The organism is Pasteurella skyensis (assembly GCF_013377295.1).
Lineage (GTDB): Bacteria > Pseudomonadota > Gammaproteobacteria > Enterobacterales > Pasteurellaceae > Phocoenobacter > Phocoenobacter skyensis.
The window spans coordinates 2149565-2172199 of sequence record NZ_CP016180.1 but is presented as its reverse complement, the minus strand read 5'-3'; the positions used below and the strand labels follow the sequence as shown (position 1 = coordinate 2172199).

General features: G+C 35.1%; 15 protein-coding genes, 1 tRNA gene and 1 pseudogene. 5 read left to right on the top strand and 12 right to left on the bottom strand.

Features of this window, described 5'->3' with window-relative positions:
• Window positions 1–2: 2 nt before the first annotated feature.
• A complete protein-coding gene (locus A6B44_RS10460; RefSeq protein ID WP_090919717.1) occupies window positions 3–1268 on the bottom strand; it encodes an HlyC/CorC family transporter in 1266 nt (421 codons plus the stop codon).
• A 293-nt stretch (window positions 1269–1561) separates the two neighbouring features.
• Between A6B44_RS10460 and A6B44_RS10455 the strand changes: the two genes are divergently transcribed.
• A tRNA-Ser gene (locus A6B44_RS10455) sits at window positions 1562–1651 on the top strand.
• 185 nt (window positions 1652–1836) lie between these two features.
• On the opposite strand, the gene A6B44_RS10450 is transcribed toward A6B44_RS10455, so the two are convergent.
• The 4 genes from A6B44_RS10450 to tpiA all read right to left on the bottom strand — a co-directional run bounded on the left by A6B44_RS10450 (window position 1837) and on the right by tpiA (window position 10598).
• Complete coding sequence (locus tag A6B44_RS10450) at window positions 1837–3966, bottom strand: autotransporter outer membrane beta-barrel domain-containing protein (RefSeq protein WP_090919714.1); 2130 nt, start codon at window positions 3964–3966, stop codon at window positions 1837–1839.
• Between the two features lie 699 nt (window positions 3967–4665).
• Window positions 4666–6156, bottom strand: a complete 1491-nt coding sequence (putP, locus tag A6B44_RS10445) for a sodium/proline symporter PutP (protein WP_090919711.1) — start codon at window positions 6154–6156, stop codon at window positions 4666–4668.
• A gap of 18 nt (window positions 6157–6174) precedes the next feature.
• Entirely contained in the window at window positions 6175–9630 is a 3456-nt protein-coding gene (gene putA / locus A6B44_RS10440) for a bifunctional proline dehydrogenase/L-glutamate gamma-semialdehyde dehydrogenase PutA (protein ID WP_090919708.1), read from the bottom strand.
• Window positions 9631–9827: 197 nt separating this feature from the next.
• Window positions 9828–10598, bottom strand: a complete 771-nt coding sequence (gene tpiA / locus A6B44_RS10435; RefSeq protein ID WP_090919705.1) for a triose-phosphate isomerase — start codon at window positions 10596–10598, stop codon at window positions 9828–9830.
• Between the two features lie 240 nt (window positions 10599–10838).
• Here tpiA and A6B44_RS10430 point away from each other — a divergent pair, with 240 nt between their 5' ends.
• The gene (locus tag A6B44_RS10430; RefSeq protein ID WP_090919702.1) at window positions 10839–12194 is read left to right on the top strand and encodes a chloride channel protein; all 1356 of its coding nucleotides are present in this window, start codon (window positions 10839–10841) and stop codon (window positions 12192–12194) included.
• 6 nt (window positions 12195–12200) lie between these two features.
• On the opposite strand, the gene oxyR is transcribed toward A6B44_RS10430, so the two are convergent.
• Complete coding sequence (oxyR, locus tag A6B44_RS10425; protein ID WP_090919699.1) at window positions 12201–13091, bottom strand: DNA-binding transcriptional regulator OxyR; 891 nt, start codon at window positions 13089–13091, stop codon at window positions 12201–12203.
• Window positions 13092–13201: 110 nt separating this feature from the next.
• On the opposite strand from oxyR, the gene A6B44_RS10420 reads away from it, so the two are divergent.
• A complete protein-coding gene (locus A6B44_RS10420; RefSeq protein ID WP_090919696.1) occupies window positions 13202–13933 on the top strand; it encodes a glutathione peroxidase in 732 nt (243 codons plus the stop codon).
• Between the two features lie 88 nt (window positions 13934–14021).
• On the opposite strand, the gene fumC is transcribed toward A6B44_RS10420, so the two are convergent.
• The 3 genes and pseudogenes from fumC to rpoZ form a co-directional block, all read right to left on the bottom strand.
• The gene (fumC, locus tag A6B44_RS10415) at window positions 14022–15416 is read right to left on the bottom strand and encodes a class II fumarate hydratase (protein WP_090919693.1); all 1395 of its coding nucleotides are present in this window, start codon (window positions 15414–15416) and stop codon (window positions 14022–14024) included.
• 163 nt (window positions 15417–15579) lie between these two features.
• Window positions 15580–17001, bottom strand: a pseudogene (locus A6B44_RS10410) (RelA/SpoT family protein); the annotation flags it as partial.
• A gap of 24 nt (window positions 17002–17025) precedes the next feature.
• Window positions 17026–17310: a DNA-directed RNA polymerase subunit omega gene (rpoZ, locus tag A6B44_RS10405; RefSeq protein WP_090919687.1), complete on the bottom strand. Its 285-nt coding sequence runs from the start codon at window positions 17308–17310 to the stop codon at window positions 17026–17028.
• Between the two features lie 183 nt (window positions 17311–17493).
• Between rpoZ and rraA the strand changes: the two genes are divergently transcribed.
• Together rraA and A6B44_RS10395 are read left to right on the top strand one after the other, a co-directional pair.
• Window positions 17494–17982, top strand: a complete 489-nt coding sequence (gene rraA, locus A6B44_RS10400) for a ribonuclease E activity regulator RraA (protein WP_090919684.1) — start codon at window positions 17494–17496, stop codon at window positions 17980–17982.
• Window positions 17983–18117: 135 nt separating this feature from the next.
• On the top strand, window positions 18118–19056 hold the full coding sequence (locus A6B44_RS10395) for an IS30 family transposase (RefSeq protein WP_176673520.1): 939 nt from the start codon (window positions 18118–18120) through the stop codon (window positions 19054–19056).
• Window positions 19057–19133: 77 nt separating this feature from the next.
• On the opposite strand, the gene A6B44_RS10390 is transcribed toward A6B44_RS10395, so the two are convergent.
• Genes A6B44_RS10390 through mnmG form a run of 3 tightly spaced genes read right to left on the bottom strand, consistent with a single transcriptional unit; the run spans window position 19134 to window position 22139 of the window.
• Entirely contained in the window at window positions 19134–19595 is a 462-nt protein-coding gene (locus tag A6B44_RS10390; protein ID WP_090923483.1) for a DMT family transporter, read from the bottom strand.
• Window positions 19596–19623: 28 nt separating this feature from the next.
• Entirely contained in the window at window positions 19624–20247 is a 624-nt protein-coding gene (gene rsmG / locus A6B44_RS10385) for a 16S rRNA (guanine(527)-N(7))-methyltransferase RsmG (RefSeq protein WP_090923485.1), read from the bottom strand.
• On the bottom strand, window positions 20247–22139 hold the full coding sequence (gene mnmG / locus A6B44_RS10380) for a tRNA uridine-5-carboxymethylaminomethyl(34) synthesis enzyme MnmG (protein ID WP_090923489.1): 1893 nt from the start codon (window positions 22137–22139) through the stop codon (window positions 20247–20249). The genes rsmG and mnmG overlap by 1 nt, the downstream gene beginning before the upstream one ends.
• Window positions 22140–22635 lie beyond the last annotated feature (496 nt).

Sequence of the window (22635 nt, the reverse complement as noted above, 5' to 3'; positions counted from 1 at the left end):
TTTTATGACTTTGATAATGTTTCTACCCTTGCTTGTTTTACCATATTGTCTGCTACTTCTAATACCGTAACTTTTAAATTATAAAACGTAAATTGCGTATCTTCATCGGGAATTTTTTCCAAATGTTCTATAATTAAACCATTAAAAGTACGAATTTCATCGGCGGGCAATTTCCAATTAAAGAGTTTATTCAAATCTCGTAAATTTGCAGACCCTTCAATAATAACAGAACCATCAGATTGCTGTTGTACTTCTTGTTCTAAAGATGGCGAAGTAGAGGTTGTAAACTCACCAATAATCTCTTCTAAAATATCTTCTAATGTAATTAAACCTTTAATATCGCCATATTCATCCACCACCAGCCCAACACGCTCTTTATTCGCTTTAAAATTGATAAGCTGTGCTGTTAATGGCGTACCCTCTGGAATAAAATAAATATTATCTAATGCACGAACCAGAATTTCCTTACTAAACTCATTTTTTTCAAGCATAAAACGAAACACTTCTCGTACTCGTAACATTCCAAGCACATTGCTGTCTATGCTTTCTTTATAAATAACAATTCGTCCATGAGCAGCCCCTTTAAGCTGACGCATAATGGATTTCCAATCATCATCAATATTAATACCATCAATATCATTTCGAGGCACCATTACATCATCAACAGTCGCTTTTTCTAAATCCAAAATAGACACCAACATATCTTGGTGTTCTGTTGAAATAAATTTCCCCGCTTCTAATACCACACTTCGCAACTCTTCAGCACTTAAACCACTTCTATCTTTATGTTTAATACGTAATAATTTAAGTAATGAACCAATGATAATATTCATTAAAAAAATCAAAGGCGAAAGTAATTTTTTCAGTGGAGTAAGGACATAACTTGCAGTAAAACCCACTTTTTCAGGATAAATAGCCGCAATGGTTTTGGGAAGAATTTCAGAAAAAATTAACATAATCAATGTTAAAAGTCCTGTTGCTATGGCAACACCAGCATCACCTGAAAGACGTAAACCAATCATCGTCGCAAGGGCTGAGGCAACTATATTAACAAGGTTATTACAGATTAAAATTAAACTTAATAAAATATCCGTTTTAGCCAATAATTTTTCTGTTTTAATTGCTCCTTTATGCCCTTTTTCGACAAGGTTTCGCATTTTATAACGATTTAAAGACATTAAAGCAGTTTCAGAACTTGAAAAGAATGCTGAAAGAAAAAGTAACAGAACAAGAGCAATAAACAAACTACTCAGGGGAATTGTGTCCAAAATTAAGATCCTATATTAGTTAATCAATAAACGATTTTTGCAAAATTTAATAAAGATGTTACCGCTTACTTATATTTTAAATTATATGAATTTATATTCAACAATCAAGGCTATCAATTGTACTCAAAATAATACCTGAAATGGAATAAATTAGCACATATTTTCCATACTATAAACGATAAAATTGTTTTAGAAAAAGCTATATTGATGAAAAACAGCGCAAATAAACATTTTTTTTGTTTTATCACTTGACGAATTTTTACAATCTCTATATCATTCAACACGTTTTCAACGGAGGAATGGTCGAGTGGTTGAAGGCACCGGTCTTGAAAACCGGCGAGGGTTTAAATCCTCCGTGAGTTCGAATCTCACTTCCTCCGCCATTAATTCTAAACCACTGATAGTTATTATCGGTGTTTTTTTATGCCTAAAAATTAATTATCAAAATCCCAAAAGTTCCCCTAAACAGCATTCACTAAAATTTGGAAAGCGTATAGAATCAAAAACAAGAGACAGCATTAACTGTCTCTTGTTTCTTTTTAAGCTTTATTAACTATCAAACAGCTAATTAAAACCCATAACTAATCAACGCATTTGCTGAGGCGCCACGACGTTTACCGAAGTTACCTGTCGCACCTAAGTTGATACTGAGGTTTTGACTAGGAGTGAAAGTCACACCAAATTCAACAATACCTGTGTTGCCTTTTAAGCTAGGAGATGGCATATCAAGCCCTAATACGGTGCCTGTTGCTTTTCCTTTTGCCTCATTTTCCCACGCTAAGGTTGAATACAGTTTGGTTTTATCACTTAATTGATACTGCATTTTTGCCCCTAATTGGGTTCTTAATGAACGTACGCTATCAAATTTGAAGAGTGAGCCTTCAATGTGTTGCTGTTCATTGCTGAGGTAGGTGTAAAACACTTTACCATAAGGGGTTAAGGTGAAGGCGTCACTGAGTTGTGCATTATAGCCTAACCCAAAATTAGCCCCTGCATAAGCCCGTTTGGTGGTAAATTTCACCTCTGTTGCCACAGTGTTTGAACCCTCAAAATCATCGCTGTTGTAGGTGGTTTGGCTGTGTCCTAAACGTAGTCCGCCCTCTACAAAGAAACGATTAAAGGCTTGTTTTAACGTTGCTCCAATACCGTAATATTTGGTATCACCCTCTGCCGTTACAGTGGTGTCTTTAATATCATTTTCACTGTCATAAGAGCCAAAACCCGCTTCAACATAGGTGCCAAATTGGAATTGTCCTGCTTGACGTCCAACACCCACTAATAGATTGGTGCCTTTCACATCAATATGAGAGCCCGTTTCTGTACGATATTTACCACCACGAATTGCACCAAAGGTTTTGATACCATCATATGGTGTAAGCTGAGTCATTGCTGAATCCACTAAATCAGCACCATTATTGATAAAGTTTAACCCCGCTAAACCACTTTCAAGAAGGGACTTGGTTTGTGGATGTACTGTGCCAGCTGTCGAACCGCCCGAACTGCCACCTGAACCACTGCTTGAATTAAACCCAGATTTGGCTTTTGCGATTAAGGTTTGGTTGTCTTGTTTTTCAAGTTCAAACACATATTTCACTGCAATGCCTTGCATTCCAGTTACTGTATTCGTCAGGGTAGCATCGGTTTTTAATTCGCCTTGCTCTTTTTTAATTAAAACAAGTTTATCGCCATCTTTTAACAAAGAGGTATTTCCTTCTACTCCCACACCAATTTTAGTACCTGTAATATCAGTATCCTTATCAGTGCTTAAGGTTAAGAAAGAGCTATCCTTAGGAGTATCTTCTTGCACAAAAAAGCGTAAATTTTCAAAGTGAGCAATATTTTTAACTTTTAAATCTGTGGTATGTAGGTTTAGGGTATTGCCTGTAGTGCTATCAGCTGTACCTTCCTCATCTATTCCGCCAAATAATATGGTTTTTTCGCCAAATTTTGGGCTACCATTAATGGTCAAAGTATTGTTGATAGAATCACTACCATAAATATTATAACCACCTGAAACTAGTTCAGAAAGTATAGTACCACCATTAATAATAATGGTATTATTACCCGCTCCTTCAGAACTCTCTGATCCAATAATGTTTCCATTAATAGTACCTCCATTGATGGTAACGGAGTTTTCTTTTGCTGTGCCACGTCTACCACTACCACCCATTACATCTCCAACAGTACCACCATTGATAGTGACGGAGTTTTCTTTTGCAGTGCCACCTATACTAATACCACCCATTACATCTTCTCCAACAGTACCACCATTGATAGTAACGGTATTTTCTTTTGCTGTGTCATTTATACTAAAACCACCAATTACACCTTCAATAACAACACCACCGTTGATAGTAACAGTATTATTGCTCACCTCTTTGGCATTATGGAAGGCGCCCAAAACATTACTAATACCTGTTGTTGGCGAGTTCTCAACAGTGACTTTATTACCTGTCACACTTTTGGTGCCTGTACCACCACTCTCTAGAGGGGGAGCTAATGCATTATTAACATCGATAATGGCACCTAAATCTGGTGAGCAGTTACCATTGATATCGCAAGAGGCTTCGTTATTAGGTAGCGCATAAGCCGTTGTATTTAAGGCAAGAAAAATCGCACAAGAGAGTGCAGAAGGGGTAATAGTTCTACTTAACTTATTGATTTTATTATATTTATAAGCGGGGGGGGGTAGAACCATTTTTGAATAAATTATAAAGAGTTTTCATTGGTTTTCTCCTTTAGTTGGTTGTTTAAAAAAAAGACCCTTTTCAATATTATGCCTGTTTATTTAAAAAGTCAAAAAATAATCAAATAAAGCGGTATGATTCACACAAAAATTTGCAAATTTTTACGTGAATGTGACCGCTATGTTTTATTTATACCAACCACCTTTTCAAAAGACACCACTTGCTAAGCTTGTCGAAGTATTAGGTATCTATGCTCTGAACTTGCTCTGTGCGCGTTTTCTTATACTTCGATATTTCGACAGGCTCAATAACCGAGCTCAGTAACCGAAAACGGGAAACTGAAGTGAGGAATGTTGCTGAGTCGTCACAAGACACCGCTTGCTGAGCCTGTCGAAGCATTAGGTGTCTATGCTCTGAACTTGCTCTGTGTGCGTTTTCTTATACTTCGATATTTCGACAGGCTCAATAACCGAGCTCAGTAACCAAAAACGGGAAACTGAAGTGAGGAATGTTGCTGAGTCGTCACAAGACACCGCTTGCTGAGCTTATCGAAGCATTAGGTGTCTATGCTCTGAACTTGTTCTGTGCGCGTTTTCTTGTACTTCGATATTTCGACAGGCTCAATAACCGAGCTCAGTAACCGAAAACGGGAACATTGAGCACGGAATCAACCAAACACCTGTCACTGAGCTTGTCGAAGTATGAGGTATTTAAGTACTTATATTAAATTCTGCTACTGCTTTATCAAATTGTTCCACAACTTGTGGATTAACCGTGCTAAATATTGACGACGTTAGCGTGATAAAAGAACACATTAAGAAACCCGGTATAATTTCATAAAGATTAGCAAGATCGACCCAACCTAAATATTGTATTAGCGGCTTCCAAGCAACGACAGTAATTGCTCCTGATAACATTCCCCAAAGTGCCGCTGTTGAACTAATATTACGGTTGAATAGGGATAAAATAACTACGGGTCCAAATGCCGCACCAAATCCCGCCCAAGCATAAGAAACAAGCCCCATTACTTTGGAATTTGGATCTTGTGCAATAATAATAGCGACAACGGCAATAACTAATACCATTAATCGTCCAACCCAAACCAGCTCTTTACTTGACGCTGCTTTACGGATAAATCCTTTATAGAAATCTTCAGTAATTGCAGCTGAACACATTAATAATTGAGCGGATAATGTACTCATTACTGCCGCCAAAATAGCAGAAAGTACAATCCCCACAATCCAAGGGTTAAACATTAATTTCGATAATTCAATAAAAATCGTTTCTGAATTTTCTAATTCAATATTATTTGCAGAGAAATAAGCTAAACCAAAGTAGCCCACCGCAACTGCACCACCTAGACATAAAAACATCCAACTAATACCGATATGGCGAGCTCTCTTTAATGATTTCAGTGAATCTGCTGCCATAAAACGGGCGAGAATATGAGGTTGCCCAAAATAGCCTAATCCCCAAGCCAATGCAGAAATAACACCAATACCAGAGACATTATGTAACCAATTAGAATAAGGAATATGCGTTACTGCGGATTTTACTGTTAGTGCAGTATTAATTTCTTCCCAACTCAAATTAATTAAAACCATTACTGGAGCAAGTAATAATGCAAAAAACATCAATGTTGCTTGAATGGTATCACTCCACGAAACAGCCAAATAACCGCCAATAAAGGTATAAGTGATCGTTGCTAATGCTCCCAACCAAAGTGCGGTGCTATAGTCTAATCCTAAAAAGCTTTGGAATAATTTGGCGCCTGCAACAACACCTGATGCACAGTATATAGTAAAGAAAAATAAAATAATTGAAGAAGAAATTATTTTTAACGCTTTCTCTTGTTGAGGAAAACGTTGTGCAAAAAATTCAGGTAAAGTTAATGCATTCTGATAACTTGCCGTAAAAATACGTAATCGACCTGCAACCACGCGATAATTTAAGTATGCACCAATAGTTAAACCGACGGCTATCCACGCTTCTGAGAGACCTGAAACAAAGATCGCACCCGGTAACCCCATCAATAGCCAACCAGACATATCCGAAGCCCCTGCTGACATTGCGGTCACAAAACTACCCATTTTACGCCCACCCAAAATATAATCATCAAAATTATCAGTGGAACGATAGGCATAGATACCTATACCTAAAATAATAACGAGATAAAGTCCAAAAGTAATATAAATTTGCATAATAAGTTTTCCTTTTTTTTATTGTTCTTGTGCTGCCATTAAAGACGCATTTCCGCCTGCTGCGGTGGTATTTTCACTACGAGAAAACTCATCATAAAGAGGCATTAAATCTTGAGTTTCTCTCCAATCATAACATTTAAAAATAGCGGGGCTATTTTGGGCTACCCAAAGGCGTTGCTCTTTCGTTATATTTTCTAAATAAACCCCTTTTTGACAATGCCCTAAGGTTTTTGCTACTCGAATATTATCAAGGTTTAATTTAGCCAATGGATGTTGTGGTTCAACTAACACACTAAAACCTGCAGCTAATAATTTTTCTGTGGCTTGTTTTGCTTGTTCTAATGAACCATCAAAAATAGCCACTTCACAAGGTAAATAGGCTAATGAATTATCTTCACCTGTAATACTCTCTAATAGCGGTTTAGCATTAGCTAAAGCCATTTCATCGCCAAACTGACTATAATATTGGGTTGTTTTGGTTAAGCGTTGTAGGTAGAATTCCCCTCCTGCTTTTGGTCCTGTTCCTGACTGGCTATGTCCACCAAAAGGCTGAACCCCAACAACCGCACCTACAATATTTCTATTGATATAAAAATTACCGCAATTTAGATGTTTTTCAACAAAATCCATCTGCTTATAAATTCGGCTATGGCAACCTCCTGTTAGTGCATATCCTTTTGCATTGACTTCAGCTAGCACATTAGCGAGGTTCTCTTTTTTATAGGTAACGATATGTAAAATAGGTCCAAAGACTTCTCGTTCTAGTTGTGCCAAGTTATCTAATATATAAACAGCAGGTGCGACAAAATGCCCTTCTTTAGGGGATTTAAGTTCTACATAACGCTGTGCTATTTGACGCATTTTCATTTTGTGATTGTCTAAATTTTGTAGTGCTTCCTTGTCAATAACAGGACCAACATCAGTGGCAAGTTGTGTTGGGTTTCCTACTTTTAACTCTTTCATTGCCTCACATAGCATTGAGTAAATTTTATCGGCAACATCTTCTTGTAATAATAAAATACGTAATGCAGAGCAACGTTGTCCTGCTGAATCAAAAGCAGAGTTTAAGACATCTGCAATCACTTGTTCTGCCAGAGCAGAAGAATCAACCACTAACACATTTTGTCCACCTGTTTCTGCAATAAAAACAGGATCATTATCTGTTTGTGCTAATTGTTCATTGATCAGTTTTGCTACTTCCGTTGAACCAGTAAATACCACTCCATCAAAAGGTTGTTTTACCAATGCTGCACCAATATCACCCGTGCCTAATACTAATTGCAATGCACTACGAGGTAAGCCTGCTTGGTAAAATAATTCAACTGCAGCAGCGGCAATTAATGAAGTTTGCTCAGCAGGTTTTGCTATCACCACATTCCCTGCTGCCAAACTTGCGGCAATTTGCCCTGTGAAAATCGCTAATGGGAAGTTCCAAGGAGAGATACATAAAATCTTACCTCTCGGCTCAGCAAGTTTACCCAATTGAGCCAATTTTTCTAACTGAACCGCATAATAACGTAAGAAATCCACAGCCTCTCGTAATTCTGCAATAGCATTTGGTAAGGTTTTACCTGCCTCTAAAATGGCAATTTTCATTAGTAATGCTGCATTCTCTTCGTAAAGATTGGCGGTTTTACGTAAAATATCTGCTTTTGAGGTAGCATCAAAATTATTCCACTCGGTCATCGTTGCACTTCCAAAAACTTGTTCTACTGCGTCTACTTTTAAAAATGAAACCTCACCGACTTTACTAGATAGATCCGCTGGATTAAAAACAGAATGACTTTCGTGGTGAATAGTTTTATTTGCAAAATTTACTAAGGATGTAACCGCTTCAATTTGTGCATTTTCAAAACCTTGCTCTAATTGTTCAAGGGTAAATTCATTGGTTAAATCAAAACCTTGTGAATTTTTACGATCACTAAATAGTTCTAATGGTAATTTTACCGCCTTGTTTCGCTCACCTTGAGATTTTTCATAAAGTTTCCAAGGTGGTGTCACTAACTGTTCTGCGGGAATGGTTTCATCGATCAGTTGATGTACAAAAGAGGAATTAGCCCCATTTTCTAATAAACGACGCACTAAATAGGCGAGCAGGGTTTCGTGTGTACCAACAGGAGCATAAACACGAACTAAGCGGTCAAAATTCTCTTTTCCAACCACGTTGTCATATAAATTCTCACCCATTCCGTGTAGGCATTGAAATTCATAATTTTTATCTTTACCTAATTCATAAATCGTACATAAACTTTGTACGTTATGGGTCGCAAATTGTGGATAAATCACATCTTGAGCCGTTAATAATTTTTTAGCACAAGCAATGTAAGAAATATCGGTATGATTTTTTCGAGTATAAACAGGGAAGCCTTCTAATCCTTCTGTTTGTGCCCATTTAATTTCACTGTCCCAATATGCTCCTTTTACCAAGCGGATCATTAAATAACCTTGTTTTTCACGGGCTAATTCAATTAAATAATCAATCACTTTAGGGCAACGTTTTGAATAGGCTTGAATAACAAAACCTATTCCTTTATAGCCTTTTAATTCTGGTTCATCTAATAATTTTTCAACTAGATCTAAAGAAAGTTCTAAGCGGCTGGCTTCCTCAGCGTCAATATTAATACCAATATTGTATTTTTTACCTAACAACATTAGTTGTTTTAGTTTTGGGTAAAGTTCGTCCATAACACGATCATATTGCGAACGAAAATAACGTGGATGAATGGCAGAAAGTTTTACTGAAACGCCATTTGATTGAAAAATATCTTTATCTGCAGAATCTCTACCAACGGCTTCGATGGCATTAATATAATCTTGAAAATACCGCTCGGCATCAGAAGCTGTCATTGCTGCTTCACCTAGCATATCAAAAGAGAAACAAAATCCTTTCTCAACACGTTTTTTTACTCGATGAAGGGCATTGTTAATATCTGTTCCTGTGACAAACTGAGCACCTAAAATACGCATTGCTTGTAGCATTGCGAGTCGCATAGCGGGTGCAGATAAACGTGCAAAACTACGAGTTAACGCATTAGAAAGGGTTTCTTCATCAAAACTACCGCTTAATTTTTTACCCAGTAACAAACCGTAGCTAGCTGCGTTAATAAAGATAGAAGAAGATCGCCCAATATGACTTTGCCAATTGCCCTCTTTTAATTTATCGTGAATTAATTCATCTTGTGTTTCTTCATCTGGAATACGTAATAATGCTTCCGCTAAACACATTAATGCTATTCCCTCTTCATCACCCAATGAAAACTCTTGCATTAAAGCATCAATGCCATAGCTATTCTTCTTAATATTACGCACTTTATTAATTAAATTTACGGCATTTTTTTGAATGGCATTTTCTTGCTCGGGAGTAAAAGTTAAGGTTTCATATAACTGATCAACCGCTTTTTTTTCATCAATGCGATAATATGAAGTGATATCACGACGTAATTGACTATATTTTTTAGAAAGAGAAAAAGACATAACACACCATTCCTATTTATTTTGTAAAAACATTGTAAAAAAATAGCAATTAAAGTGTTAATAGTAAACTACAAATTATAAATTTTGTGAAATTATCTGCAACTTTAGAAAAATCAAGCGGTACGATTATCAAAAAAATTTGCAAATTTTTGTAATAATCGTACCGCTTGTAGTAGGGCTATTTATTTAGAAATAAATTAACTTTTTGCTTTTTCTGCTGCTTTAACAATTACTGCAAAAGCATCTGCTTTAAGTGAAGCTCCACCTACTAACGCACCATCAATATCTGGTTGTGTAAATAGGTCTGCTGCATTTGAATCATTTACTGAACCACCGTATTGGATAATTACTTGATCTGCGACTGCTTGAGATTTTGCAGCGATATGATCACGGATTGATTTGTGAATTGCTTGAGCTTGCTCAGGAGTGGCAGATTTACCTGTTCCGATTGCCCAAATTGGTTCATAAGCAATGATTGCACCGTTAAATGCTTCTACACCTAAAGTATTTAAAACTGCATCAATTTGACGTTGGCAAACTTCTTGCGTTTTTCCTTCTTCGTTTTCTTGTTCCGTTTCACCGATACACAATACAGGCACTAAACCCGCTTCTTTTAACGCACCGAATTTTTGTGCTACAAATTCATCACTTTCTTTGTGGTATTGACGACGCTCAGAATGACCGATGATAATGTATTTTGCACCAAAATCTTTTAACATTTCAGTTGAAATATCGCCCGTGAATGCACCAGATTGTTTTAAATCCACATTTTGTGAACCTAATGCAATCACAGATTGACCGGTTAGTGCCGCTTCAGCTTCAGCTAAATACATTACTGGTGGTGCAATTGCGACATCACAGCCTTTCACTTCTTTTAATTCTGCTTTTAAGCCTTCAACTAATTGTTTTGTGAATGCTTTGCTACCGTTTAATTTCCAGTTACCCATTACAAGTGGACGACGTGCCATTTTTTTCTCCTAATAATAATTAATAAAAAACTGTCTAACTATATCAAAATTTTACTACTTTTTTAATTTTTTTGTAAATTTAATAATCTAATTAATAATAATTTTATTTATTTAAGATCTAAATACAAAAAAACAAAGATCTTTTTAAATAAATTTTTTAAAATTTTGGTATAAATCAAAGTAAATAGTGTTATTTTTGAGTTATTATTAGCTAATCACATTTTATTTTTTATTTTACCTATGTTCATTGCAAAAAATTTACATTTTTTAAGACATAAATTGATTCAAACAACTCGTTTATCACGAAAATCATTGGATTTTCTGTGTTTATTAATTGGATCAGTCATTGTTTCTCTAACATCTTTAGGCTTTGCAAAACTCGCTGATTTAGGGCTTGAATTAAATATTTGGTGGGTTAAACGTTATCCTTATTTAGCTTGGATAATTTTGCCATTAGGGTTAGCTTTTCTGACTTGGGCAACAAAACGATTTGCACCAAATGTAGCTGGAAGTGGTATTCCTCAAGTAATTGCTTCCATTAAATTACCTTATACTCCATTTAAAACACACTTAATTAAGTTAGAAACGTCTCTTTTAAAAATTCCTTTAACATTTTTAGCAATGCTAATTGGAGCAAGTGTTGGTCGAGAAGGTCCTTCTGTTCAGGTTGGAGCCGCAGTGATGCTTGCATGGGGAAATTTTTGTCGTAAACATAATTTGGCATTTAAGGGAATGTGTTTTAATCAACTTATTGCCACAGGAGCTGCGGGTGGCTTAGCTGCTGCATTTAACGCTCCTCTTGCTGGTGTTATTTTTGCGATAGAAGAACTTGGACGAGGAGTAATACTTCGTTGGGAACGTCGAGTATTATTTGGTGTTTTAGCCTCTGGTTTTATTTTTGTTGCTATTATGGGAAATAACCCTTATTTCTCAAATTATAGAGGAATTAATTCTGCACCAAATATGTTAATGTGGGTATTATTATGTGCTGTCATTAATGGGATATTAGGAGGGATTACAGCACGAATGATTGCAAAAGGTCCTGCTGGCTATGTACCTCCATTTCTACGAGGCTGGGTTCGTCGTAATCCAGTGGTTTTAGCAGTACTACTAGGTATTATTCTAGCTGCATTAGGCGTATATAGTGATGGTACAACTTATGGAACAGGTTATTCAGTAGTAATGTCAATGTTAAATGATTCTCCAACAGATATTACTGCTGATGGCATAGGTATATTAAAAATATTAGCAACCATTTTTACTTATTGGACTGGTATTGCTGGTGGTATTTTTTCTCCAGCATTAACGATGGGAGCTGGAATTGGATCCGACATTTGGGCATTAACTGGGGGTATTGTTGATGAGCGTTTATTAGTATTGCTCTCAATGTCTGCTTTTTTAGCCGCACTAACACAATCCCCTCTCACCGCAGCAGTAGTGGTAATGGAAATGACGGGTAGTCAATCAACAATGATTTGGGGAATAATGGGATCTCTCATTGCTTCTGTTGTTTCTCGTCATTTTTGTCCAAAACCTTTTTATCATTTAGCGGCAGGGCGTTATCGTCAACAAATGCAAGAATTGAATAATTCTTAAATAAATTTACAAATATTTTTCCATTATTTGTGCTATTTCTTTTGCTAATCGCTCATATCTTACTCTTAAAGGTGAACCTGGACGATAAATTAGCCCTATTTTTCTAGAAGGTTGTGGTTTTTCAAAAGGAATATAATGTATTTGTTTATCTAATTTTGATTCCATTGCTAATTCAGGCATTAAAGTCATTCCCATATTTGCTGAAACCATATTTCTCAATGTCTCTAAACTTTTTGCTTTAAAGTGTTTATCTTCTTTTCCTCCAACAGATAAACAATAACTTAATGCTTTATCTCGCAAACAATGACCATCATCAAGTAATAACATCTCTTTTTCGGATAATTCTGATAATGCGATTTCTTTCAAATTTGCCCATTTATGTTTATTTGATACGGCTAATTGTATTTTTTCTTCAAAAATAGGTACTTCAATAAAAGGTGTGGTTTCTTGACAAAATGCTAATAATCCACAATCTAACTGCCCTGTTTCCAATTGTTGTACTAATTCAGCCGTTTGAAGCTCATAAATATATAACTCTAACTTAGGAAAACTTTTAGATAAAAAAGGCAAAATTATTGGAGATAAATAAGGAGCAAGTGTTGGAATAATACCAATATGAAGAGGCCCTGACATATCTTTACCCTGATTATTTGCCATATCTTTAAGCACTTTAACTTCTCGTAAAATAACTTTTGCTTGTTCAACTAACATTAAACCCGCTTGGGTAAAGAGTACTTTACGACTTGTTCTTTCAAGTAATATCGTACCTAATTCATTTTCCAATTTTTTAATTTGACCACTCAATGTGGGTTGACTTACATTGCAAGAATCTGCTGCTTTACGGAAGTGTTTAAACTCTGAAAGAGCGATTAAATACTCAAGATCTCTAATATTCATAGAAATACCCTATAAAAACCTATTGATACAATAGGCGACATTATGACATAAATAGGTGTAAAATAGTCAATAGTTTTTAACAAAACACCTCAATAAAATAGGAGAAAATTATGTCTTTACAAGATATTTCAGGTCAAAAAGTACCTCAAGTTACATTTCACACACGCCAAGAAGATAGCTGGGTTGATGTAACTTCAAATGATATTTTTGCAGGTAAAACTGTAATTTTATTCGCATTACCAGGTGCATTCACACCAACTTGTTCTTCAACTCACTTACCTCGTTATAACGAATTATTTAGTGAATTTGAAGCATTAGGTATCGATGATATCTATTGTTTATCTGTAAACGATACTTTTGTAATGAATGCGTGGAAAGCAGATCAAAATGCAAAAAATATTAAATTCCTACCAGATGGAAGTGGTAAGTTTACAGAAGCAATGGGAATGTTAGTAAATGAAGATGGTATCGGTTTTGGTAACCGCTCTTGGCGTTATTCTATGCTTGTAAAAGATGGAGTAATTGAAAAAATGTTCATCGAACCACAAAAACCAGGTGACCCATTTGAAGTATCAGATGCAGATACTATGATCAAATACTTAAAACCAGATTGGAAAGCAAAACAATCTGCATCAATCATCACAAAACCAGGTTGCCCATATTGCACTAAAGCAAAAATGTTATTAGAAGAAAAAGGTATTGCTTACGAAGAAATTATTTTAGGTCGTGATGCAACAATAACATCTGTTCGTGCTATTACTGGTCGTGCAACAGCACCTCAAGTATTCATTGGTGGACAACACATTGGTGGATTTGACGATTTAGAAAAATATTTTGCATAATTGCAAAAAGTAAGTCAAAAGTAACCGCTTAAAAAAATCCCTTACTAAAATAAGTAAGGGATTTTTATATGAATAAATAAGTTTAAAACTATTTCAAACTTCCAACCATATCTTCAGGACGTACCCATTCATCAAATTGTTCAGAAGTTAATAAACCTAAGTTAATTGCTTCTTCTCTTAGTGTTGTGCCATTTTTATGTGCCGTTTTCGCAATTTTCGCTGCATTTTCATAACCAATATGCGGATTTAATGCAGTCACTAACATTAGTGAGTTTTCTAATTGCATCTTAATACGCTCAAAGTTTGGTTCAATACCACTTGCACAATGCTCATCAAATGATAAACACGCATCCGCTAAAAGTTGTGCTGATTGTAAAAAGTTAAACGCCATTACAGGTTTGAATACGTTTAATTGGAAATGACCCTGTGAGCCAGCGAATGAAATAGTCGTATCGTTACCTAACACTTGTGCTGCTACCATTGTTAAGGCTTCACACTGGGTTGGGTTTACTTTACCTGGCATAATTGATGAACCTGGTTCATTTTCAGGAATTAAAATTTCACCAATTCCACTACGAGGACCTGAAGCTAATAAACGTACGTCATTTGCGATTTTAAATAATGACATTGCGATTTGTTTTAACGCACCATGTGTTTCTACGATTGCATCGTGACTAGCTAAGGCTTCAAATTTATTTTGTGCAGTTACAAATGGTAAACCTGTAAATTGTGCAATATATTCTGCCACTTTTACATCGTAACCTTTTGGTGTATTTAGACCTGTACCCACTGCTGTACCACCTAATGCTAATTCACTTAAATGTGGCAAGGTATTTTCAAGAGCCTTTATACCAAATGAAAGCTGTGCTGCGTAAGCTGAGAACTCTTGACCTAAGGTTAATGGTGTTGCATCCATTAAGTGGGTACGACCGATTTTCACTACATTTTTGAATGCGTCTGATTTATCCGCAAAGGTTTTTTGTAACTGTTTTAATGCAGGAAGTGTATGCTCAACCACTTTTTTGTATGCTGCGATGTGCATTGCTGTTGGGTAGGTATCATTTGAAGATTGTGATTTATTCACATCATCATTTGGGTGAATAACACTTTTTTCACCTAATGTTCCACCATTTATGACGTGAGCACGGTTTGCTACCACTTCATTCACATTCATATTTGATTGTGTACCAGATCCTGTTTGCCAAATAACCAGTGGAAATTCACCGTTTAATTGGTTAGCTAAAATTTCATCACAGGCTTTGGCAATTAAATCACGTTTTTCAGTTGGTAATACACCAAGATCGCAGTTTGCAAAAGCAGCTGCTTTTTTCAAATAACCAAAAGCTTCTATAATTTCTTTTGGCATAGAGGCTTCTTCACCAATTTTAAAGTTATTACGTGAACGCTCAGTTTGAGCAGCCCAATAACGATTAGCAGGGACTTTCACTTCACCCATAGTGTCGTGTTCAGTACGAAATTCCATAGAATACTCCTTCAATTTATAAAAATATAGTAATCTGGAAATGGTATCACTGCATAAAGAAGAAAGGAATAATATAATAGAAGTTTTCTGATATAGATCACAAATTCAAAGGGTTATTTTTTACAAAATTTTACCACTTATTTTTTTATTGCTCAGTTTGTATTTTAAGGGCGTGTCTAATTTTAGAACGTGTTTTTGCACTCACCACAAAATTCAGCCATTCTTTTTTTGGAGTATGTCCTTTTTTTGTTTTAATTTGAACTGTTTGCCCTGTTTTTAAAGGCTTAGATAATGGATAGGGATTACGATCAACAATAGCTGCTACACAACTATCACCAATATCAGAATGGAGTGCATAAGCAAAATCAATGGCTGTTGCATTTTCAGGTAATTCAATAATTCTACCTTTTGGAGTAAAAATATAGATATCATCAGAAAAAAGATCAGATTTTACATTTTCAATAAATTCTTCTGTATTTTCAATACTTTGTTGTAATTCAACAATACTTTGTAACCATTTGTTCACTCGTAACTGTACACTAGTATGAGAATCATCTTTATAACTCCAATAAGCAGAAACGCCCATTACTGCCATTTGATCCATATCTTTAGTGCGGATATGCGCTTCAATAGGCATACCTTTATGTCCAAACATTGAAGTATGTAAAGATTGGTAGCCATTAGGTTTTGGAATAGATATATAATCTTTAATTAAGGTTGGACGAGGTTTATATAATGAATGTAATAAACCTAATGTTCTATAGCAATTATCTATATTATCTACAACAATTCTAAAAGAATAAATATCTAAGATTGATTGAAAATGCTGATCTTTTTGACGCATTTTTTGATAGAGGGTATAAATATTTTTTTCACGCCCATATACATAGCCTTGAATATTTGCCTTATCTAATAAACCTTGAATTTCATTTGAAATGGTTTCAATCAAGCGTTTACGATTTTCTCTCGCATACTCTACTGCCATTTTTAATACTTGAAAACGGTGTGGATATTGAGCTTCAAAGCAAAGATCTTCTAACTCACGTTTGAGATTATCCAATCCTAAACGATGAGCAAGAGGAGTATAAATTTCAAGGGTTTCTTTTGCTATACGACGACGTTTATCAGGACGCAATGCACCTAATGTTCGCATATTATGCGTTCTATCTGCCAATTTGATTAAAACAACTCGAATATCTTTAGTCATTGCTAAAACCATTTTTTGGAAATTAGCAACTTGAGCTTCCTGACGAGTACGAAATTTTAATTTATCTAATTTTGAAACACCTTGAACAATTTCAGCAACACTTATACCAAATTCACTCGCTAATTCTTCTTCAGTATAAGGTGTATCTTCTATTACATCGTGCAGTAGTGCAGCCATAATAGCTTCGTGATCAAGTTTCATTTTTGCAATAATAGAAGCAACAGCAGCAGGGTGATAAATATAAGGTTCACCACTTGAACGAAACTGTCCCTCATGTGCATCACGAGCCACAATAAAGGCTTTTTTTACTAATTCAATTTTATCCGCAGGTAAATAAGTTTGTATAATCTCATTTAACTCTTCAAAAGCTTCAGCCAAATACACTATTACACCTAAACTTAGTTAAATATCTGTAGGTTTAATATCTGTTAAAAAAGAGATCGCTTCTTTCTCAGCTTCTTCTTTTTGAATAGCATCACTATTTTCAAATTGATCCATTAATTCATTATTAATTAGACCTTCTTCTATTTCTCTTAATGCAATTACTGTTGGTTTATCATTTTCTAATTCAACCAAAGGTTCACGGACATGAAGCTGTAATTGTCTTGCACGGCGAGAAGCCATTAATATTAAATCAAAACGATTACCAACTTTATCTACCGCACCTTGTACCGTTACTCGAGCCATATATTATTTACTCCAAATATTATTATATAAATTTTATAGAAAGGGCTTTTGATTATACTACAATATTAAATTCTATTACAGTAATAAACAGCCATCTGCAAAACAAAATTTGTAAAAAGTTGAGTTATTAAATAAAGAGATCTATACTGCTACATAAATTCATCTATTTTTATAGGATTCATTATGAATATCGATACTTCTGTACTTTGTGATCTTTATGGCGATCAACTTGATGTTGTAGAACCAATGTTTTCAACATTTGGAGGAGATAGCGCCTTTTCTGGACAAATAACCACTGTTAAATGCTTTGAAAGTAACGGACTTATTGCCGATGTTTTACAAGAAAACGGTAAAGGACGTATTTTACTTGTTGATGGTGGAGGTTCTGTAAGAAGAGCATTAATCGATGCTGAACTTGCAACAACCGCCGTTGAAAATGGCTGGGAAGGTATTATTGTCTATGGTGCTGTACGCCAAATAGATATTTTAGAAACTCTTGAAATTGGTATTCAAGCCCTTGCTCCAATCCCAGTTGGATCAGAAAATAATGATATTGGTGAAGTGGATACCCCTGTTAATTTTGGTGGTGTGACTTTCTTCCCTGAAGATTATGTTTATGCAGATCTAACAGGTATTGTTCTATCAGCAGAATTATTAGAATTAGACCTGTAAAACTTAACTATTTCAATAAATCCAAGCGGTCAGATTATAATAAAAATATCAGATTTACCGAATAACCGTAACACTTCCATAAAAAGAAAAGTCAGTTAGAATATACGTTGACTTTTCTTGACGGAGATAAGTGTTATGTATAAACAACTGACTTTAGAACAAAGATACCAGATTTCTTACGGATTGCAACATAAACATAGTTATAGACAAATAGCTAAAGTTGTTGGCTGTAGTGCTACAACTATTTTTAATGAGGTAAAACGTAATACAGGCACTAGAGGTTATAATCCTCGTGGTGCGAATAAAATGTGTCGTCAAAGACATCGTAGGAAACGAAAGAAAATAACAATCACACCTCAAGTTTGGTCTATTATTTATTTTTACTTAAAGAAGAGATTTAGTCCTGAACAAATTTGCTATACAGTTTCTAAAATTAAAGAGCTTGGCATTAGCCCCAGAGGTATTTATGCATATATAAAACGGCATTTTCATCGTAAAGATGAGGTTTATAAATATCTACGGCGAGGCAATAAAAAATATCGTAAAAGAAGTAAGTCGGTAGGAGCAATCATTAGAAAAATACCCAATAGAGTATCTATTCATGATAGACCTAAAGAAATAGAAACAAAAGAAGAATTGGGGCATTGGGAAGCAGATACAATACAAGGAAAAGGGCATCATACAGGAATATTAACTTTAGTTGAGAGAAAAACGGCTTATACAGTAATTGTAAAATTAGAAGGTAAAAATGCCCGTTGTTTAGCAAAGCGTTGCATTAGTACTTTATTGCCTTATAAAGAAAAAGTTAAATCAATAACTTTTGATAATGGTGTTGAATTTTTCTCTCACGAAAAGATAGCAAATGAGTTAGAATGTAAAACCTACTTTGCAGATCCTAATAGTCCTTGGCAAAGAGGATTAAATGAAAATACAAATGGATTAATCCGTCAGTATTTTCCAAAAGGAACTGATTTAAAATCAGTTGCACAAGAGGAATTAGATATAGTGGAAAGAGAGCTTAATCTTCGTCCTAGAAAACGACGAGGATTTCACTCTCCTTCTGAGTTATTTTAAGTGGTGTTACGGTTATGAGGTAAATGTACCATTTGTAAATTTTTACGTTAATCTAACCGCTTCATTTTTATTAGATATTAACCTAATATTCTTTTACCAAAAAAGTAAATAAATAATCCAATCCCTATAATTATAAATCCTATAAATTTCCATAAATCAAAGGATTTTATACTCATTCCAATTAAGCCATAATGATCAATAATAGCTGCACTGATTAATTGCCCAATAATAATAAAAAAGAGCATATTTGTAATACCAAGTTTAGGTGAAAGAAAAATTGTTGTAAAAACCACAAAAGCACCTAAAGCACCACCTAATAGTTTCCAATATTCTAATTTATAAATAATAGATAAAGAATTAAATAAATCTGTTTTCCACAAACAAATAAAAAAGAGAACAATAGCACCTATAAAAAAGGATATAAATGCAGATATAATACTCTCACCACCTAAAGAAAGTGCTAACTGAGTATTGATAGCTGCCTGTATTGCTAAAACAATTCCTGCACAAAAGGCTATTAAAATAAAATATAAAAACATTTAATCCTTTTTTATTAAAGATAACTATTTAAGTTAATTTTTTAACTAAAAGTAAATGACGCTCTCCTATTAATTCAGGTACGTCTAATGAAATAATATTCTCCACTTTAAAATTATCAGGTAATTCAGATACTTCATCTTTATTATAAATCCCTTTTAAGGCATAAAATTGACCTGTTTCACTCGGTAAATGTTCACACCAATGCACCATATCATTTAAGGATGCAAAAGCACGGCTTAGCACGCCATCAAAGCCTTGTTCAGGTTGATATTCTTCTACACGAGATTGCACAGGCGTCACATTTTTAATCCCAAGCTGTAATAAAACTTGCTCAATAAAACGAATGCGTTTACCCAGCGAATCTAGTAATACAAATTCTTTATCCGGATTGATAATCGCAAGGGGAAGACCCGGTAATCCTGGTCCTGTTCCCACATCAATAAAACGAGAGCCTTCAAGGTGTGGGCTAACCACTAAACTATCTAAAATATGCTTAATCCACATTTCATCAGGATCACGTACTGATGTTAAATTATAAGCCTTATTCCATTTATCCAATAATGCCACAAATTTAAAAAGTTTTTCTTTTTGATCCGTTGAAATTTCAAAGTTAAGTTCATTCAACAAAGCTTCTGCTTTTGCAAAATTCATTACAAATCACCCCGCTTAAGCATTCCTTGTTTTTTTAATGATACCAATAAAATAGAAATAGCCGCAGGTGTTACCCCTGAAATACGAGACGCTTGTCCTATTGAAACAGGTTTATGTTCTACTAATTTGGTACGCACTTCATTCGATAAACTTTCTACTTTGCTATAATCAAAATCTGCTGGAATTTCTGTGTATTCGTGGCGTTTTTGTTTCTCAATTTCTGCTAATTGATGCTCAATATAACCTTGATATTTAATCGAAATTTCCACTTGTTCCGCCGCTTGTTTATCTTCAATAGCAGGGGAAAAAGCATCTAATTGGGTTAAATTCTGATAGTTCACTTCTGGACGACGTAATAGATCTTCGCCACTGGCTTCACGGGTTAAAGGCGTTTTAACCAATTCATTTACTGCTTGTAAATATTGTGATTTTGGGTGGATCCAAATCTGTTTTAGACGCTCACGCTCTTTTTCAATATTTTCCATTTTTTGATTAAATCTCGCCCAACGAACCTCATCAATCAAGCCAAATTTATGAGCAATCGGCGTCAAGCGGATATCCGCATTGTCTTCACGTAGCAATAAACGGTATTCCGCACGAGAAGTAAATAAACGATACGGTTCTTTAGTTCCAAGTGTACATAAATCATCAACCAATACCCCCATATAAGCCTGATCACGGGTTGGATACCAGCTCTCTTTACCTTGCACCTGTAACGCCGCGTTAATCCCTGCTAGCATTCCCTGAGCGGCAGCTTCTTCATAACCAGTCGTACCATTAATTTGCCCTGCAAAGAACAAACCTGCAATCGCTTTGGTTTCTAAGGTTGGTTTTAAATCACGAGGGTCAAAATAATCATACTCAATCGCATAACCTGGTCGCATAATGCGTGCATTTTCCAACCCTTTCATTGAATTAACTAATTTTTGTTGCACATCAAAAGGCAAACTGGTTGAAATACCGTTAGGGTAAATTTCAGTTGTGGTCAAACCTTCTGGTTCCAAGTAGATCTGATGGCTATCACGATCCGCAAAACGCATCACTTTATCTTCAATAGACGGGCAGTAACGTGGTCCAACACCTTCAATCACGCCAGCATAAAGTGGACTACGATCTAAGCCCGCACGAATAATATCGTGAGTCTGTGCGTTAGTGTGCGTAATATAACAAGAGATTTGTTGTGGGTGTTGATCCACATTGCCCATAAAAGACATTACAGGTAAATTTTGATCGCCTTTTTGCTCGGCTAATACGGAAAAATCTATGGTTCTCGCATCAATTCTTGGTGGCGTACCCGTTTTTAAGCGATCAATTCTTAAATTCAGATCATGCAAACGATCCGATAAACTATTTGACGCAGGATCGCCCGCACGACCACCCGCATAATTTTCCATTCCAATGTGGATCTTACCTTTCAAAAACGTTCCTGCCGTTAATACAACGGAACGAGATTTAAAAGTTAAGCCCATTTTCGTTACTGCACCGACCACACGATCATTTTCAACAAGAATATCCACCACTTCTTGCTGAAAAATATCTAAATTTTCCTGATTTTCAAGGGCTGTTCTTACGGCTTGACGATAAAGTACACGGTCTGCCTGAGCACGAGTCGCACGTACTGCAGGCCCTTTACTGCTATTCAAAATACGAAATTGAATACCAGCAAGATCCGTCGCCTTTGCCATTAACCCACCCATTGCATCAATTTCTTTTACAAGGTGACCTTTACCAATTCCACCAATAGCTGGGTTACAAGACATTTGCCCTAGTGTATCAATATTGTGTGTTAATAATAAGGTTTTTAATCCCATACGAGCAGGAGTAAGTGCCGCTTCGGTGCCTGCGTGTCCCCCACCAATCACAATGACATCGTATATTTTCTGATAAATCATATTTTATATTTAACCTTTAAATTTATTATTTTTTAAATTCTTAATTTAGAAGATCATTCTACCTGAATTTTTGAGATCTTAAAAAAGCTATTTTACAAAAAGTTTTTAAGGAAAAAACAGTAATCTAATTAATATAAGATCTTTATATATAGATCTTTATTATTATAGTAATTAGTAACGCCTTTTTTTGTTGATAACAGAAAATAAAATAGATAGATCATAAAGTTAAGGGATCCTAAGATATGTTTAAAAATAAAAAATTTATAGGATCTTTCTTGTGTATAACCTATATAGTTATACACAGATAAAATGACTTTAAAAGTTATTAAATAATAGATCTATCTTTAAACACAGTTTATATACGTAGTTATCCACAGTTTAAGTGCCTAAAAAAGCATCTTTTTAATAGAACTACGGGAGTATTTAATAAGCAAAATGGATGCTATATACTCTCTTAATACACTGAATTAAATTATCTATAAAAAAATAATATATT